At 73.4% G+C, this 16,877-nt stretch carries 16 protein-coding genes; 6 read left to right on the top strand and 10 right to left on the bottom strand.

Annotated features, from left to right (window positions below; translation table 11 throughout):
• Positions 1-41 precede the first annotated feature (41 nt).
• A complete protein-coding gene (locus tag AB0K34_RS35500) occupies positions 42-1,106 on the bottom strand; it encodes a CARDB domain-containing protein (protein ID WP_301176724.1) in 1,065 nt (354 codons plus the stop codon).
• Positions 1,107-1,340: 234 nt separating this feature from the next.
• Here AB0K34_RS35500 and AB0K34_RS35495 point away from each other — a divergent pair, with 234 nt between their 5' ends.
• Entirely contained in the window at positions 1,341-2,366 is a 1,026-nt protein-coding gene (locus AB0K34_RS35495) for a glycoside hydrolase domain-containing protein (protein WP_364553217.1), read from the top strand.
• A gap of 24 nt (positions 2,367-2,390) precedes the next feature.
• Here the strand turns inward: AB0K34_RS35495 and AB0K34_RS35490 are convergent, their stop codons facing one another.
• From AB0K34_RS35490 to AB0K34_RS35480, 3 genes are read right to left on the bottom strand one after another with little or no spacing between them, the layout of a single operon-like run.
• Positions 2,391-3,569, bottom strand: a complete 1,179-nt coding sequence (locus AB0K34_RS35490; RefSeq protein WP_364553216.1) for a GNAT family N-acetyltransferase — start codon at positions 3,567-3,569, stop codon at positions 2,391-2,393.
• A 35-nt stretch (positions 3,570-3,604) separates the two neighbouring features.
• A complete protein-coding gene (locus AB0K34_RS35485; protein ID WP_364553221.1) occupies positions 3,605-4,945 on the bottom strand; it encodes a class I SAM-dependent RNA methyltransferase in 1,341 nt (446 codons plus the stop codon).
• On the bottom strand, positions 4,935-6,968 hold the full coding sequence (locus AB0K34_RS35480) for an APC family permease (RefSeq protein WP_138633734.1): 2,034 nt from the start codon (positions 6,966-6,968) through the stop codon (positions 4,935-4,937). The genes AB0K34_RS35485 and AB0K34_RS35480 overlap by 11 nt, the downstream gene beginning before the upstream one ends.
• Before the next feature lie 227 nt (positions 6,969-7,195).
• Between AB0K34_RS35480 and AB0K34_RS35475 the strand changes: the two genes are divergently transcribed.
• Together AB0K34_RS35475 and AB0K34_RS35470 are read left to right on the top strand one after the other, a co-directional pair.
• Positions 7,196-7,861 carry a TrkA family potassium uptake protein gene (locus AB0K34_RS35475; protein WP_301176721.1) on the top strand — a complete coding sequence of 222 codons (666 nt, stop codon included), beginning with the start codon at positions 7,196-7,198 and terminating at the stop codon, positions 7,859-7,861.
• Positions 7,861-8,520 carry a TrkA family potassium uptake protein gene (locus AB0K34_RS35470; protein ID WP_301176720.1) on the top strand — a complete coding sequence of 220 codons (660 nt, stop codon included), beginning with the start codon at positions 7,861-7,863 and terminating at the stop codon, positions 8,518-8,520. The genes AB0K34_RS35475 and AB0K34_RS35470 overlap by 1 nt, the downstream gene beginning before the upstream one ends.
• Before the next feature lie 45 nt (positions 8,521-8,565).
• On the opposite strand, the gene AB0K34_RS35465 is transcribed toward AB0K34_RS35470, so the two are convergent.
• From AB0K34_RS35465 to AB0K34_RS35450, 4 genes are all read right to left on the bottom strand, one after another.
• Complete coding sequence (locus tag AB0K34_RS35465; protein WP_240807157.1) at positions 8,566-9,237, bottom strand: DUF3159 domain-containing protein; 672 nt, start codon at positions 9,235-9,237, stop codon at positions 8,566-8,568.
• A 46-nt stretch (positions 9,238-9,283) separates the two neighbouring features.
• Positions 9,284-9,706, bottom strand: coding sequence for an OB-fold nucleic acid binding domain-containing protein (locus AB0K34_RS35460; protein ID WP_364553214.1), 423 nt, complete (start codon positions 9,704-9,706; stop codon positions 9,284-9,286).
• 103 nt (positions 9,707-9,809) lie between these two features.
• On the bottom strand, positions 9,810-11,168 hold the full coding sequence (locus tag AB0K34_RS35455) for an FtsX-like permease family protein (RefSeq protein WP_364553213.1): 1,359 nt from the start codon (positions 11,166-11,168) through the stop codon (positions 9,810-9,812).
• 1 nt (position 11,169) lies between these two features.
• Complete coding sequence (locus AB0K34_RS35450; protein ID WP_138633717.1) at positions 11,170-11,967, bottom strand: ABC transporter ATP-binding protein; 798 nt, start codon at positions 11,965-11,967, stop codon at positions 11,170-11,172.
• A gap of 231 nt (positions 11,968-12,198) precedes the next feature.
• Here AB0K34_RS35450 and AB0K34_RS35445 point away from each other — a divergent pair, with 231 nt between their 5' ends.
• Both AB0K34_RS35445 and AB0K34_RS35440 read left to right on the top strand, forming a co-directional pair.
• Positions 12,199-13,479, top strand: a complete 1,281-nt coding sequence (locus AB0K34_RS35445) for an ArsB/NhaD family transporter (protein ID WP_301177722.1) — start codon at positions 12,199-12,201, stop codon at positions 13,477-13,479.
• Positions 13,480-13,547: 68 nt separating this feature from the next.
• Positions 13,548-14,243 carry a PIG-L deacetylase family protein gene (locus AB0K34_RS35440; RefSeq protein ID WP_138633711.1) on the top strand — a complete coding sequence of 232 codons (696 nt, stop codon included), beginning with the start codon at positions 13,548-13,550 and terminating at the stop codon, positions 14,241-14,243.
• A 259-nt stretch (positions 14,244-14,502) separates the two neighbouring features.
• Here the strand turns inward: AB0K34_RS35440 and AB0K34_RS35435 are convergent, their stop codons facing one another.
• Positions 14,503-15,315: a DUF3710 domain-containing protein gene (locus tag AB0K34_RS35435; protein ID WP_138633708.1), complete on the bottom strand. Its 813-nt coding sequence runs from the start codon at positions 15,313-15,315 to the stop codon at positions 14,503-14,505.
• A gap of 3 nt (positions 15,316-15,318) precedes the next feature.
• Complete coding sequence (gene dut, locus AB0K34_RS35430; protein ID WP_138633705.1) at positions 15,319-15,810, bottom strand: dUTP diphosphatase; 492 nt, start codon at positions 15,808-15,810, stop codon at positions 15,319-15,321.
• 244 nt (positions 15,811-16,054) lie between these two features.
• On the opposite strand from dut, the gene AB0K34_RS35425 reads away from it, so the two are divergent.
• Positions 16,055-16,753, top strand: a complete 699-nt coding sequence (locus AB0K34_RS35425) for a hypothetical protein (protein ID WP_138633702.1) — start codon at positions 16,055-16,057, stop codon at positions 16,751-16,753.
• The last annotated feature ends 124 nt before the right edge of the window (positions 16,754-16,877 follow it).

Below are 16,877 nucleotides of genomic sequence, written 5' to 3'. Positions count from 1 at the left end.
CCCGGCCGTGGTCGCGCCACCGGGTGCCGCACCGCCGGCCGTCAGCGCGACTTGGTGATCTTCGTCCGGACGACGGCGGCGTTGTTCGCCCGGTTGGTGTCGGGGACCGGCGAGCTCGCCCGCCAGGACGCCCTCAGCACCGTCCCCGCCCGCACGTTCCCGCGCGGCACCGCGGTGAAGCGCAGCGTCCGCGCCTCGCCGGCCTGGAGCCCGCCGACCGCGCACAGGTAGGACGCGCCGCGCGGGACGCAGGCGGTGTCGCGGTCCACCAGCTTGATCGGGCCCCGCGACTCCAGCGTCACGCTGTCGGCCGCGGCCGGGCCGAGGTTGCGGATCCGCAGCGTGTACGGGATCTCCGCGCCCGCCCGGGCCGTCGCCGGCGCCTTCTGCGCCAGCGCCAGGTCGGCGGTCCGCGCGACGCGGACGGCCGGGAAGCGGTGGGTGACGCGGTCGCGGCCCCACACCGCCGTCCCGCGCGGCCTGATCGTCTCCCCCGGCTTCGCGCGCCCGGTGACCTTCGCCCGGATCGCGCCGGTGGCCTTCTCCCCCTTCTTCAGGGTGCCGAGGCGGCAGAAGACCTTCTGCCCGGCGGCCTTGCAGTGCTTCTCTCCGGACACGTACTCCAGCGACTTCGGCAGCGTCGTCTTGAACGCCGCCTTCCCCTGCTCGCCCTTGCCCCCGGCGGCCACCGTGAACGTCCACGTGTAGGTGCGTCCTGGCACGACGGACCGCTGCGGGCTCTTCATGCGAAGCGCCACCCCGTGCGCCTGGGGCTTCTTCACCGAGGCATGCGCCTTGGGCTCGGCAGCCGTCTTGGGCTTGGCAGCCTTGTGCTTGTGCTTGTGCTTGTGCTTAGGGGCCTTGTGCTCGTGCTTGGGAGCCTTGTCCTTGTGCTTCGGAGCCTTGTGCTTGGGAGCCTTGTGCTCGGGCGCTCTGTGCTTGGGAGTCTTGTGCTTGTGCTTGGGAGCCGGTTTGGAGGCGCTCCCCTTGTCCCCCTTGTGCCCGTTCGGGCCGGGCCCGTCGGCGTGCGCCATCGCCGGCACCGCCGCCAGCAACGGCGCGGCGGCCAGCAGCGCCAGCCCTCGCCCCTTCAGTGTCCAGACCATGTTGAGACCCCCCGTGGCCTGCGGATTCGTTGCGGACACGTCCCGTTCTAGCGAGCCGCGCACCGGCCGCCTAGCGCCGTGGCGGCGTGTCGCCTCCGGGCCCGTCCGCCGGGTGCTGTCCACAAGGCCAGCACCGCATGCCCGCTGAGCTGCGAACCTGCCCAAAGTGCTGCGATCTTCGCGGCGCACGTTGTTGAATCGGCCGGGACCGACTCCCCGACCCATGGAGTTGACATGGCTGTCTTCGGCGTCGACTACGCGTGGGGACGCCCCGGCACCGCCGCGCTGAAGCGGGCCGGGGCGAAGTTCGCGTGCCGCTACCTGTCGCACGACACGAGCGGCAAGAACCTCACCCGCGCCGAGGCCGACGACCTGTCCGGGGCCGGCATCTGGCTGGTGGTCGTCTGGGAGACCAGCGCCAAGCGCGCCCTGGACGGACGCTCCGCCGGCGCCGCGGACGCCGAGGACGCCGCCGCGCAGGCCAGGGCCTGCGGCATGCCGGACGGCCGCCCCATCTACTTCGCCGCCGACTGGGACGCCTCCGCCTCCCAGCAGGACGAGATCAACGCCTACCTGGACGGCGCCGCGAGCGTCATCGGCCGCGACCGCGTCGGCCTCTACGCCGGCTACGGCCCGATGAAGCGCGCCTTCGACGCCGGCAAGATCACCTACGGCTGGCAGACGTACGCCTGGTCCGGCGGCCGCTGGGACGCCCGCGCGCAGCTCCAGCAGTACTCCAACGACCACAAGATCAACGGGGTCGGCGTCGACTACGACCGCGCCGTGAAGAGCGACTACGGGCAGTGGCGCGTCGGCGCCGCGCCCTCGGGCGGCGACGTCCCCGACTACGTGTCCGCGGGCGCCGGGGCGGGCCAGCCGCTCCCGCCCGGCCAGTGGACGACCGTCACCTGGGCGCACGAGTACTCCGACTCCGAGCACCAGCACGCCGACAAGGGCGGCGCGGACCTGCTGAACGGCTCCGCTCGGTACAGCCTGTCCGTCGCCGCGACCGTGCAGGGCGTCCCCGCGGGCACCCTCCTGCAGGCCCGCGCCATCGAGGTCGAGTCAGCGGACACGGGCAAGTACGAGGCCGGGCCCGTCCAGGACTTCGTCTCCGCGGGCGACACGACCTACGTGCTCTATGGCGTCTCCGCCGACGTCGTCGGCGCGGGGCACCGGGTGCGCGTGCAGATCGTCCAGCACGGCACCGCCCCGGCGACCCTCCAGAGCGGCACCGCGAAGGTCCTCTTCTGGCGGTGACCCCGCCGGCGGCGGCCGCCCGGATCAGAACTCGTCGTTGATGTACGGGGCCAGCGGGACGGCGAGCGCGGCGGCCAGCCGGGCGGCTGCGCCCTCCGTGTGCTCGGTGATCGCGCCGATCCTGGCCAGGGTGACCGGGCTGGTGCCGCCCAGGTAGACGGAGGCCAGGTCGGCGGCGGTCATGGCCAGGTCGGGTGCTTCCGCGGCCGGCTCGCAGGCTGGAGCGTCGCCGGTGGTGAGGCGCCAGCGGCCCGCGTTGGCGGGGATGCGCGCGTCCTCGACCTCCAGGACGAAGGAGTCCTCGGCGGCCCACGAGCGGGCGCGGAGCGCGCCCGGGACGTCGATCAGGCGCACCCACAGCGCGCCGAACCCCTCCTTCACGGAGACCTGGTCGGGGTCGGCGGCCATGTGCGGGAGCAGGTCGTCCACCGGACGGTTCGGCGCGTGGACGCGGGACGCCAGGTCGATCGACACCAGGTACCGCCACAGCGCGGCCTCGGCCTGCGGCGTGTCGGCCACGAGGTCGACGACCCTGATCGTCCCGTTCCCGTGGCCGCGGTAGACGGCGTAGCCGGCCGGGTGGGCGACGACGCGCGGGGCGGTGTAACCGGGCGCCTCGCCGTCCTCCGAGCGCAGGATGGCGCGCATCCACCATTCGGGGTCGCGGACGAGCCCGCCCGGCCGGGCGGACAGGCCGCGGCGGTGGATCGCGTCGAGGACCTCCGGCGCGGACGCGACGTCCACCAGCCGCAGGGGCCGCTCGTCCGGGGCGGTGCGGAGGGCGAGGGGCCGGGAGGCGTCGACCTCCAGGGCGATCGCGCGGGTGGCGAGGCCGAAGCCGTACCGGCCGTAGATGGCCCCCTGCGACGCCCACAGCGCGGCGACCGGGCGGCCGGCGGCGACCGCGTCGGCGTGCATCCGGTCGATCAGCGAGGTGAGGATGCCCCGCCGCCGGTGGGTCGGCAGCACCCCGACGAAGGAGACCGCCGAGCAGTCGAGGAGCGCGCCCGGCACGGCCAGCCGCATCGGCAGGGTCGCGAGCTGGCCGACCAGGGCGCCGCCGTCGTAGGCGCCGACGCGTTCGGAGCGGCGGGGCTTCCACGCGTCGCGCTCGGGGTCGTCGGTCCTGACGTGGAAGACCGTGCCGGCCAGGTCGACCATGCGCTCGACGTCGAACTCCGGCACGTCCCTGATCTCGATCATGGTTCTACCGTATGCCGGGGCCGCAACGGGTTTTCTCAGCCCCGCACCAGTGTCGCCAGGCACTCCACATGCTGGGTCATCGGGAAGGCGTCGAAGGCGCGCAGGCCCTCCAAGGTCCAGCCGCGCTCGCCGAAGTAGGCGAGGTCGCGGGCCAGCGTCGCCGGATCGCAGGACACGTAGGCGATCTTGCGGCCGGCCAGCCGGGTGATGTGCTCGACGACCTCGCGGCCCGCGCCGGTGCGCGGCGGGTCGAGGACGACCACGTCGGCGCGCCGGACGCGCTCGCCCCGGTGGTGGCCGCCGCCGCGCTTGTTCTGCGTGCGGGAATGGCTGGAGGCGCGGCCGAACTCCAGGTCGGCGACGACCTCCTCGACGGGGCCGCGCTCGATCGACACGTTCGGCAGGTCGCGCAGGTTGAAGCGGGCGTCGCGGACGGCCTGCCCGTCGGACTCGACGCCGACGACGAGGCCGTCCGGGCCGATCCGGTCGGCGAGGACGCCGGCGAACAGGCCGACGCCGCAGTACAGGTCGAGGGCGATGTCGCCGGGCTTCGGTTCGAGGGCGTCCAGCACGGCGTCGGCGAGCAGTTGCGCCGCGCCCGGGTGGACCTGCCAGAAGCCGCTGCCGCTCACCTGGAACAGCCGCCCGGAGACCTCCTCGCGGACGTACGGCAGGGTGCCGCCCGGTTCCGGCTTGCCGCGCACGAGGCGGACCGGCACGTCCAGCCGCGGCACCTTGATCTTGCGGCGGTCGCGGCCGCGCAGCACGACCAGGCGGTCGCCGGTGGTGGCGGAGACGATGCCCTCGACGCCGGACGCGCCGGGCCAGCGCTTGCGCTCGATGCCCATCAGCTCGACGCCCGGGTGGGCGATCAGGCACTCGTCGATCGGCTCGATGTCGTGGGAGCGGTGCCTGCGGAGCCCGACGGTGCCGGACGCGACGGCGAACTGGACGCGGGTGCGCCAGCCCAGCCCGGGCGGCGGCGCGACCTCGGCGTCGACCGGGTAGGGGACCTCCTCGACCGTCACCGTGCGGGTGATGCCGGCGAGGCGCTGGAGCTGCTCCTCCACCACGGCGGCCTTGAGCGCGCGCTGGGCGGGAAGGGAGGCGTGCTGCCAGTCGCAGCCGCCGCAGCGGCCCGGCCCGGCGAACGGGCAGGGCGGCTGGACGCGGTCCGGGGACGCCTCGATGATCTCCACGGCGTCGGCGCGCAGGAAGTTCTTGGTCCGGTCGGTGACGCGGGCCCGCACCCGTTCGCCGGGCAGGGCGTGCCGGACGAAGACCACCCGGCCCTCGTGCCGGGCGACGCAGAATCCGCCGTTGGCGACGTTGCCGACCTCCAGTTCGAGGACGTCGGGTTCGAGTTCAGTCACGATCCGAAACACTACCGGCACCGGGGCGCGTCCCGGTCCGCGGCGGGCGCCGGGACGACCCCGGCCCGGGCGGCTCGACCCGCCCCTTCAGCCGGTCCGACGACTGCAGCTGCCACGCGACGCTGGTCACCATGACGCCCGGCTGGAACAGCAGCCGCCCCTTCAGCCGCAGCGCGCTCTGGTTGTGCAGCAGCTGCTCCCACCAGTGCCCGACGACGTACTCGGGGATGAACACGGTCACGACGTCGCGGGGGCTGCGCCGGCGGACGCTCTTGACGTAGGCGAGGACGGGCCGGGTGATCTCCCGGTACGGCGAGTCGAGGATCTTCAGCGGGACGGGGATGTCGAGGGCGTCCCACTCCTCCTGGAGCCGCCGGGACTCCTCGGCGTCCACCGCGACGGTCACCGCCTCCAGCGTGGACGGGCGGGTGGCGCGGGCGTAGGCCAGCGCCCGCAGCGTCGGCTTGTGGATCTTCGAGACGAGCACGATGCCGTGGTTGCGGGCGGGCAGCGCGACGTCCTCGCCAGAGGGCACCAGCTCCTCGGCGACCCGGTCGTAGTGCCGCCGGATCGCCTTCATCAGCAGGAACAGCACCGGCATCGCGATGCACACGATGTAGGCGCCGAGCGCGAACTTGGTGATCAGCACGACGACGAGGACGATGCCGGTGAGGGTGGCGCCGAACGCGTTGATGCCGCGGGAGGTCTTCATCCGGCGGCGCTGCGCGGGGTCCTGCTCGGCGGCGAGCAGCCGGTTCCAGTGCCGCACCATGCCGACCTGGCTGACGGTGAACGACACGAAGACGCCGACGGTGTAGAGCGGGATCAGCCGGCTGACGGACGCGTCGTAGGCGTAGATCAGCAGCCCCGCCATGGTGGCGAGGATGATGATGCCGTTGCTGTAGGCGAGCCGGTCGCCGCGGGTGTGCAGTTGGCGCGGCAGGTAGCGGTTCTGGGCGAGCACCGAGGCGAGCACCGGGAACCCGTTGAACGCGGTGTTGGCGGCGAGGAACAGGATCAGCGCGGTCATCGCGGTGACGAGCGCGAAGCCGGGGGTGAAGTTGCTGAACACGGTGTGCGCGACCTGCGCGATCACCGGGTCGGCGTGCTCGATCACCTGCCCGGTGGCCGGGTTGACGAGCACGCTGTCCTGGCCGAAGTCGGTGAACCGGACGTCGGTGATGAACGCGAACGCCACCACCCCGCCGAACATCGTCATCGCGACGAGCCCGAGCGCGAGCAGCGTGCGGGCGGCGTTCTCGCCCTTGGGCTTGCGGAACGCCGGGACCCCGTTGCTGATCGCCTCGACCCCGGTCAGCGCGGCGCAGCCGGACGAGAACGCCCGCAGCAGCAGGAAGACCAGCGCGAACCCGGCGATGTCGGTCTCGTCGCCGCGGACCTCCAGGTGCGCGGTCTCCGCCTGCAGCTCGGCGCCCGCGACCAGCCGGATCAGGCCCCACGCCAGCATGCTGAACACCGCGAACATGAACAGGTAGGTGGGGATCGCGAACGCGACCCCGGCCTCCTTGATACCGCGCAGGTTGCCGATGGTGAGCAGGACGACGATGCCGATCGCCACGGCGACCTCGTGCGGCTGCATGAACGTCAGCAGCGCGCCGAGGTTCTCCACCCCGGACGAGACCGACACCGCGACGGTGAGGGTGTAGTCGACGAGCAGCGCGCTGGCGACGAGGACGCCCCAGTTGTCGCCGAGGTTGGTGGTGGCGACCTCGAAGTCGCCGCCGCCGCTCTGGTAGGCCCGGACGTTCTGCCGGTAGGAGGCGACCACGGTCAGCAGGATCACCACCACGGCCGCGGCCACCCAGGGGGTGTAGTGGTACATCACGAGGCCGCCCGCGCCGAGCGCGAGCAGGATCTCCTGCGGGGCGTAGGCCACCGAGGACAGCGCGTCGCTGGCGAAGACGGGCAGCGCGATCCGCTTCTTCAGCAGCTGCTCGTGCTGCTGGGAACTGCTCAGCGCGCGGCCCAGCAGAAGCCGCTTCGCGAGGTCCGGAACCCTTGACACGAAAGGAGAGCCTAGCCCCGTCCGATGACACCGTTTTCCCCACCCGGTCGGAGACCTGGTTGGGTAGTACTCGCCTGGGGGGATGTGTAGGTTTGCAGCCCGGCAGGGATCATTTTTCGGAAAACGGTCCTCGGGTGCGGCACGGCGTCGGCGGCGCAGCGACGAATGCCGTGCACCGGCGCGGGGGTACAGGGGGAGCGTCCCCCTGGACGGAAGAGGGAACGGCCGTGCATATCGTGATCATGGGATGCGGGCGGGTCGGCTCGACGCTCGCCCACATCCTGGAGGACAAGGGCCATTCGGTGGCCATCATCGACCAGAATCCGGAGGCGTTCCGCCGGCTGCGCAGCGGGTTCCGGGGCCGCCGCATCACCGGGTTCGGATTCGACCGCGATGTGATCGCCGAGGCGGGCATCGAGCGGGCGTCGGCGTTCGTGGCCGTCAGCAGCGGCGACAACTCCAACATCATCTCCGCCCGGGTGGCGCGCGAGACGTTCGGCGTCGACAACGTGGTGGCCCGGATCTACGACCCGCGCCGCGCGGAGGTCTACCAGCGCCTCGGCATCCCCACGGTCGCGACGGTCCGCTGGACGGCCGACCAGATCCTGCGCCGGCTGCTGCCGGAGGGCGCCGAGCCGCTGTGGCGCGACCCGACCGGCGCGGTCGTCCTCGCCGAGCTGGACTCCGGGCACCTGTGGGTCGGCGCGAAGGTCGGCGCGCTGGAGGAGCACGCCGGCACCCGGGTCGCGTTCCTGTCGCGGATGGGCGAGGCCCTCGTCCCCGACCGGGACACGGTGATCCAGGACGGCGACATCGTGCACATCATGGCGAGCGCCGACGATCTGGAGCGGGTGAACGCCGCCGTCGCGGCGCGGGACGGGGAGGACGCCTGATGCGGGTCGCGATCGCCGGGGCCGGCGCGGTGGGCCGCTCCATCGCCCAGGAGCTGCTGGAGAACGGGCACGAGGTGCTCCTGATCGACAAGAACCCCAAGGCCATCAAGGTGGAGATGGTGCCGCGCGCGGAGTGGCTGCTGGCCGACGCGTGCGAGATCTCCTCGCTGGACGACGCGGCGCTGGAGCGCTGCCAGGTCGTGGTGGCCTCGTCCGGCGACGACAAGGTCAACCTCGTGGTGTCGCTGCTCGCGAAGACCGAGTATGGGGTGCCGCGCGTGGTGGCGCGGATCAACCACCCGAACAACGAGTGGCTGTTCAACGAGTCGTGGGGCGTGGACGTGGCCGTGTCCACGCCGCGGCTGCTGTCGGCGCTGGTGGAGGAGGCGGTCAGCGTCGGCGACCTCGTCCGGCTGATGACGTTCCGGCAGGGCGAGGCGAACCTGGTCGAGCTGACGCTGCCGGACGACGCGCCGCTCGGCGGGCAGCGGGTCGGGTCGGTGGAGTGGCCGCGCGACACCGCGCTCGTGGCGATCCTGCGGGAGGGGCGGGTGCTGGTGCCGTCGGCCGACGACACCCTGGAGCCGGGCGACGAGCTGATGTTCGTGGCCAGCCAGGACGTGGAGGACGAGCTCGCCGAACTGCTCGGCGGGCGCTGAGCCCCCTCACCGAGACCCTCGCGAGAACCCGCCCGGCCGTTCCGGTCAGGCGGGTTCTTCGCGTTCGATCGGGGTGCGGCCCCGGGCGAGCAGCCACACCATCGCCGCCAGCGCGGCGACCTGCAGCGGCCAGCCCATCACGATCTTGGCGGTGCCGAGCAGCCCGCTCTGGTCGCCGTCGGCGAGGTAGATCGGGTACTGGACGGCGACGCGCGCCGCGCAGGGCAGCACCAGCAGCCAGGTGAGCCGGGAGCACAGCTTCACGATGCCGGGGTCGCGCCGCCAGGCGGTCGGGTCGCCGGTGACCGAGCCGATGATGAAGCCGACGACGGGCCAGCGCACCGCGATCGAGAAGATCATCGCGGCGGCGTAGCCGGCGTTGAGGATGATGCCGGGCAGGAAGGCGTCCTCGGCCTTGCCGGAGCGCAGCGCGAAGAACGCGGCGATCGCGATGCCGACGAGGCTGTTCAGCACGAACTGCGGGCTGGAGCGCTGCGCGATCCGGACGACCAGCAGCACCACCGCCGCGCCGATCCCGGCCGCGACGGCGAGCCTGATGTTCTCGGCCGCGACGTAGGTGCCGGTGAACGCGATCGTCGGGACGGCGGCCTCCAGCATGCCGCGCACGCCGCCGAGCGCCTTGGTGAGCTGGGCGCGCACGGCCGCCTCGACGGTGTCGTGCGCGGCGGTCTCCCGCCCGGCTGTCGTCTCGCTCACGCTGCCACTTCGCCCATCTGCCCTCCCGGCCGCCCGGGGACGGCCGTCACGAGCCGCCGCGCAGCTCGTATCGCGGATTGAACATGACCTTGCGCCCGTCCTGCACGCTGACCAGCCCCTCGGCGCGCAGCCGGCGGCCCGGGTCGATGCCGGCGATCCTGCGCCGGCCGAGCCAGACCAGGCTGATCACGTCGGTGCCGTCGTAGAGCTCGGCCTCCAGCGCGGGCGCGCCGCCCCGCGGCCGCAGGGTCACGGTACGTAGCGTACCCGCCACGCAGTTGCGCGTGCGCGCGCCGCACTCGGTGATCGGCGTCGCGCCCTCGTCGCCGGTGGTCTTCTGCAGTTCCTCGGCCTCGAGCTCGGCCTTGCCGGCCGCCATCCGCCGCAGGAAGCGCCGCAGGCCGCCCCTGCCGCGCTCGTTCCCCCCGGGGTCCGCCTGGGGCGGCGTGCCGGCCGAAACCTCGTCCATACCTCGAAGCGTATGACATCCGCGGACGAATCGACCCCCCGCCGGTGCCCCCGGACGCGCGTGCGCGCCCATCCGGGCCGGATGGGCGCGCGACGCGGGGCCGTCAGCGGAGGGCGGCCTCCACGGCCGGGACGCGGAACGTGCGGCGGGTCGCGGCGTGGGCCGTCGCGCCGGTCAGCACGGCGGCGAGGGCGGCGACCGCGAGGTAGATCCACACGTCGCCGTCGGGGACGGGCGAGTCGCGGCGGGCGAGGCCGAACGGGACGATCGTGAAGACCGCCGCGACCGACCCGAGGAGCAGGCCGGTGGCGGTCAGCACCACCGACTCCAGCGCCACCGCGCCGAGCAGCTGGCGCGGGGTGGCGCCGGCGAGCCGGGTCTGGCCGAACTCGCGGCGCCGGTGCGCGGTCGCCGCGACCAGCGTGTTGACCAGCATGATCGCGGTGAACAGCACCACCATGCCGATGACGACGAAGTTGAGCGTCTCGATGCTCTTCTGCTCCGACGTCTTGGCGAGCCCGGCGGCGTCCATGGCCGCGTTCTCGGTGGCCTGCAGGTACAGCGTGCCGACGGCCGTCCCGACGAACAGCACGACCGGCGTCACCGCGGACGCGAGCGCGCCCGTCCGGCGGCGCATCGTGTCCGCCGCGAGGCTCCCGGCCGCCCCGCCGAGCAGCCGCAGCGGCCCGGCGGTCAGGGCCGTCACCCGCCGCATGATCGCCGGGGCCAGCAGCGCCAGCCCGATCCCGGCGAAGATGTCGGCCTGCCCGGACGTCGCCATCGCGTCGCTGCCCTGGCCGTCCATCACCGTGACGGTGATGGACGCCTCGGTCACGGCGAGCAGCAGGAACACCGCCGCGAACACGATCCGCTTCCTGCTCAGCCGGGTGTCGTCGGTCGCGGCCGCGGCCATCGACTCCGCCACCCGGACGCGGACGGCGCGGCGCGCGGTGATCAGCGCGGCGGCGACCGCGGAGACCAGCGTGACGCCGATCCCCATCGACAGCGCGGCGGCGCCGAAGTGGTGGCCGACCCCCGCCGGCACCTGGCCGGTGTCGTGCAGCAGCCCGAGCAGCGCCCGGCCGGCCCCGATCGCGGGAACGACCGCGAGCAGCGCCGCCGCCAGCGCCAGGCCCGCCGCCTCGCCGACGATCATCCGGGCGAGCTGCGCCGGGGTCGCGCCGACGCTCTTCAGCAGCGCGATCTCCGCCGCCCGCTGCCGGACCGACAGGGTCAGCGTCGAGGCGACCGCGAAGACCACCAGCAGCAGCCCCCAGCCGCCGACGACGGTCGCCATCGTGACGAGCGTCTCCCGGGTCTCCCCGGTCGCGCCGCTCGCCTCCGCCGTGTCGAGCATCGAGGCGAACGCCATGATCATGACTGCGCCGAGGAGCAGCGCGAGGAAGCTCGCCGTGAACGCGCTCGCGCGCTTGCGCAGTGACCGCAGTGCCAGTCCGAACATGTCAGGCCCCCGCCATCGCGCGCTGCCGCTCGACCTCGTCGGCCAGGTGCGTCATCCGCTCCGCGACCGACTCGGCCGTCGGCGCGGTCTGGTGGCCGACGATCCGCCCGTCCGCCAGGTACAGCACGGAGCCGGCGAACGACGCGGCGACCGGGTCGTGGGTGACCATCACCACCGTCTGCCCGGACTCCCGCACCGACTCGCGGAGCAGCTCCAGCACGGAACGCGCGCTGCGGGTGTCGAGCGCGCCGGTCGGCTCGTCGGCGAACACCACCCGCGGCCGGGTCACCAGCGCCCGCGCGATCGCCACCCGCTGCTGCTGGCCGCCCGACAGCTCCGCCGGCAGGTGGTCCAGCCGGTCGCCGAGCCCCACCCGCTCCAGGACGGCCCGCGCCCGCGCCTTGTCGACCCTGCTTCCCGCGAGCTTCAGCGGCAGCACCGCGTTCTGCATCACGTCCAGCGTCGGCAGCAGGTTGAACTGCTGGAAGATGAAGCCGATCCGCTGCCGCCGGAACTTGGTGAGCGCGGCCTCCCCGCCGTCGGTCAGCTCCGCGCCGTCCACGAAGACGCGGCCCTCGGTGGGACGGTCCAGGCCCGCCGCGCACTGCAGCAGCGTGCTCTTGCCCGACCCGGACGGGCCCATCACCGCGGTGAACGACCCGGCCGGCAGCGACAGCGACACGCGGTCCAGCGCCACCACCTGATTGCCCTCGGCGCCGTAGACCTTGCGCACGCCGTCGAGCCGGAGCGCCTCACCGGGCGCCTGGGCCGCCGCGGCGGTCCCGCCTCGTCCGAACATCGTTCCCTCACCTTCGCCCGGCGCCCCCTCGCGGGGCGCCTCGGCAACGAAATTACGGACGGCGGACGCCGCCGGGGATGGGTCCAGCACGCCGATCGGGGTAGGCAAAACCCCACCATCGCCGAGAGGGCGGCATCGCCATCGGCACGCGCCGCCCGCTAGAGTCGCCTCCGGTGCGCCGGGAAGTCTGGTCGGCAGGTCCGTCAGCCGTACACCCGACCGGGAGGCTTTGTGCAGGCCACCGCCGCGATCGTCATCTTCGTCTGCGCCTACGTGCTGATCGCGTCGGAGAAGGTGCACCGGACGGCGGTGGCGCTCGGCGGCGCGGGCCTGATGCTCCTGCTGCACCTCACCGACGCCCACGGCGCCTTCTTCTCCTCCGAGTCCGGGATCGACTGGAACGTCATCTTCCTGCTGCTCGGGATGATGGTGATCGTCTCGGTGCTGCGGCGCACCGGCGTGTTCGAGTTCGTGGCGATCTGGGCCGCCAAGCGCGCGCGGGGGCGCCCCTACCGGCTGATGGTCATGCTGGTCGTGCTGACGGCGGCGGCGTCCGCGCTGCTGGACAACGTCACCACCGTCCTGCTGATCGCGCCCGTCACCTTCCTCGTCTGCGAGCGGCTCGCGCTGCGGCCCGAGCCGTACCTGATCGCCGAGGTCATGGCGTCCAACATCGGCGGCACCGCCACCCTCGTCGGCGACCCGCCCAACATCATCATCGCCAGCCGGGGCGGGCTGTCGTTCAACGACTTCCTCGTCCACCTGGCGCCGCTGGTGGTGGTGCTGGTCGTCGTGTTCTGCCTGCTGTGCCGGTGGCTGTTCCGCGCCGAGTTCCGCTACGACCCCGACCTCGCCGCCGAGGTCATGGCGCTGGAGGAGCGGGAGGCCATCACCGACCGGCGGCTGCTCGCGCAGGGGCTCACCGTCCTCGCGATCGTGATCGCCGCGTTCGTGCTGCACCCCGTGCTGCACTACGAGCCGTCCGTGGTGGCGCTGCTCGGCGCGGGCCTGCTCGTCGCCGCGACGAAGGTGACCACCGAGGAGGCGCTCAGCGAGGTCGAGTGGCCCACGCTCGTGTTCTTCGCCGGGCTGTTCGTGATGGTCGGCGGGCTCGTCGAGACCGGCGTCATCGGCGACGTCTCCCAGGCCGCCGCCGACGCCACCGACGGCCGGCTCGGCGTCGCGGCGATGCTGCTGCTGTGGGCGTCCGCGGTGCTGTCGGCGATCGTGGACAACATCCCCTACGTCGCCACGATGAGCCCCATCGTCGCCGACCTCGTCCAGCAGCACCCGGGCGGCGAGGGGAACGTCCTGTGGTGGGCGCTCGCCCTCGGCGCCGACCTCGGCGGCAACGCCACCGCCATCGGCGCCAGCGCCAACGTCGTCGTGCTGGGCATCGCCGCCCGCAACGGCACCCCGATCAGCTTCTGGCGCTTCACCCGCTACGGACTCGTCGTCACCCTCGTCACGGTCGCCCTCGCCACGCCGTACCTGTGGCTCCGCTACCTGTAGGCCCCGCCTTCCCGGCCCCGCCCCGGCGGACCGCGCCGGGCGCCCCGGCGATCGGCCAGGATGAGGGGATGGACGTGGTACCTGAGGACTGGGAGCGGGCCCTGGCGATCGTCGCCCACCCGGACGACCTGGAGTACGGGTGTTCGACGGCGATCGCCAAGTGGACCGCGCAGGGCAAGGCCGTGACGGAGGTGCTCGCCACCCGCGGCGAGGCCGGGATCGACTCGATGGACCCCGAGGAGGTCCGGCGCATCCGCACCGCGGAGCAGATCGAGGCGGCGCGCCGGGTCGGCGTCGGCACCGTCGAGTTCCTCGACATGCCGGACGGCATGCTGGAGTACGGGCTGCCGCTGCGGCGCGCGCTCGCGAGCGCCATCCGCCGGCACCGGCCCGAGGTGGTGCTGTCGATCAACTTCCGGGAGGGCTTCCCCGGCGGCGGGTTCAACATGGCCGACCACCGGGTGCTCGGGCTCGCCGTCGCGGACGCCGTCCGCGACGCCGCCAACCGGTGGGTGTTCCGCGACCTCGGGCTGGAGCCGTGGCAGGGCGTCCGGTTCACACTGTTCAGCGGGTCGCCGCAGCCCACGCATTACGTGGACGTCACCGGGCACCTGCAGGCGGGGATCGACTCGCTGCGCGCGCACGAGGTGTACTTCTCCAACCTCGGCGCCGACTTCGACGCGGCGGAGTTCCTCACCGGCATCGCCGAGCCGGCCGGGCGGGAGGCCGGCGTCGAGCACGCGATGGCGTTCGAGATGATCTGAGCCGCCGTCCGGGACGGTCCGGGCCCGTCCGGGCGCGGATCAGTGCCGGGCGTTGGGCCGCTTGCCCTTGTTGTGCTTGCCCCGCTTGCGGGCCCTGCGCTTGCGCGTCTTCTTCGACATGCCCCGATTGACCACCCGCGCGGGCCGCGAGGCAAGGGATCGGCCGGGGCCGGGGAAAGCGAAACCCGCCCGGCCGCACGTCCGAAAAGGCGTGCGGCGCGGGCGGGCCTGAGTTCGCGGGCCGCGGCGGTGCCGCGGGTCAGCGCACCTCGGTGATCTCGGGGCCGCGCTCGAACGGGTCGAAGGTCTCCACGGCCTCCTCCTCGCCGTCCTGCCCGGCCTCGCTGAACTCCTTGGGGATCTGCAGCTCCAGCAGGTCGCGGGGCGGCATCGGCGCGTCGCCGCGGACGACGACGACACCGCGCAGCACGTCCTCCAGGACCTGCCACTGCTCCTCGTCCTCGATCGCGGCGCCCTGCACCACGGCCTGCAGGAACCAGCGGGGGCCGTCCACGCCGAGGAAGCGGATGATCTGCGGCGCCCAGCCCTGCTCGACGAACTCGGCCGGGATCTGCTCGCGGACCTCCTGCGGCATCTCCGCGAGGACCTCCTCGGTCAGCGCCGCCGGGACCATCGCCAGCAGCTCGGGGCCGAACGGGCCCTCGCCCTCCTGGATCTGGCCCTGGGCCTCCTCCTGGATGTCCTTGGCGGTCTCGCGCCGCACGTCGTCCCAGATGCCGCTGCGCTTCGGCGCCGCGAACACCTGGAGCTGCATGGCGCTCTCCTCGTACTGCACCAGCACGGCGACGGGCCGCCCGTCGAGGGGGTTGCCCTCCTCGTCCACCTGGGTGGCCTCGAAGTTCACCTGGAAGCCCAGCCCCGGCGCGACCGGGATCTGCAGGGAGCCGAAGTCAAGCCGCTGCAGCTCGGGGAAGGAGTCCTCGGAGTCCCACGGGCCGCCCTCGGCCGACTCCGCCTTGGCGGGAGCCTCCTCGGCGGTCTCCGCCGGCTCCGCGGTCGCCTCGGGCTCCTTCTCGGGCTCCTCGGCCTGCCGGCGACGTCCAAAAGCCACGACTCACGCTCCTTCTCGACTGTGCTCATTGTTCCCGAAAACGCGCGTGGCGCCGAATCCGCCCGTGGACCCGAACCCGCCGGTTCCGCGCGCCGCTCCGGGAAGGTCGGCGACCTCGTGGAACACCGCCCGCTCCACCCGCTGCACGACCATCTGCGCGATGCGGTCTCCGCGCCGCAGCGTCACCGCGGCGCGGGGGTCGGTGTTCAGCAGGGTCACCTTGATCTCACCCCGATAGCCGGCATCGACCGTACCGGGTGCGTTGACAATGGTCACCCCCAACCTAGCGCCCAATCCGGACCGGGGGTGAATGAAAGCGGCGTAGCCGTCCGGCAGCGCGATCGCGACGCCCGTCGGGACGACGGCGCGCTCCCCCGGCGCCAGCTCGACGTCCACGGCCGCGACCAGATCGGCGCCCGCGTCGCCCGGATGCGCGTAGGCCGGCAGGGGCAGCTCGGGATCCAGCCGCTTGATCAGCACATCGACCTTGCTCACGGGCTCCACCTCAACGCGTACCTGCCGGAGGACCACCCGACCCTACCGACGGCGCCGTGCCCGGACGCGGCCGAAACGCCGCCGTGGGACACCGCCGCCGCGCGGGTCCGGCAGTTGACCCTACCCGTTCCCGGACGTGACCACTTCCGGAAGGTTTATCCCCGAAGCGGTAGATCACGCGTAGCGTCACCCCTGTTACCCGCGGTGCTTCTGTGGGGCGTGCGTCCCGCAGGGAGGGGGCGGCATGGGCATGGCTGGACGCGAGGTCACCCACCGTTCGCTGGACGGCGTGCGGGTCCGGCTCGCCGGCGCCCACGACCTCGGGCGCCCGTGCACGTCAGTGGCGCGGATCGCCGACCGCGGCCGGCTCCACGAGATCTCCGGCGGCACCCGCGCGGACGCGCTCGGCTGGGCCGAGGACATCGGCGTCGAGCGCTTCGAGCAGGAGTTCCGGCTGCAGGGCGGACGGCTGCGGGTCGGCCGGGCCGAGACCCGCGACCCCGACACCGGGCAGCGCGACCCCGTCCTCGCCGCCGTGTGGGAGGGCCGCCGCCACGCGGTGTTCACCCACCTCTACCACGGGCGCCCGGCGGACGCGGTGGCGTTCTTCGGCACCGTCCGGCTCACCGAGCACGAGGACGGCATCGTCGCCGTGCCGCGCGGCCGCGCCCGGCGCGCCGAGCCGGCCGAGATGGTCAAGGAGGTCCCGGGCCTCGGCCTGCTGGAGATCACGCCGCTGACGGCGGGCACCCGCCGCCGGCTGCCGCCCTGGCGGGGCGCCCGGGTCGCGGGCGGCGAGCTGTTCCAGGACACCGTCGAGGGCCAGGGGCCCTACTTCCTGCTGGCGCTGAGATCGCTGCTGGTGACCGTCCTGCCGGAGGAGGACCGGGTGCGCGAGGTCCCCCGGCGGCTCGCCGGGCTGGCGGTCGAGGCGGTCCGGTGACCGGCCCGCTCGCCGGGGTCGCGGTCTCGCTGGTGCTCCTGGCGTCGGCGTTCGGCCAGGCCGCCCGTCCCCGCGCGCTCGCCGCCGCGCTGCGCGCGCACCGGGTGCTCCCGCGCGCCGCCGC

Origin of the sequence: Actinomadura sp. NPDC049382 (assembly GCF_040677125.1) — a bacterium.
Lineage (GTDB): Bacteria > Actinomycetota > Actinomycetes > Streptosporangiales > Streptosporangiaceae > Spirillospora > Spirillospora geliboluensis.
Note: the sequence above shows the minus strand (reverse complement) of the source record. Positions and strands in the feature narration are given on the sequence as shown.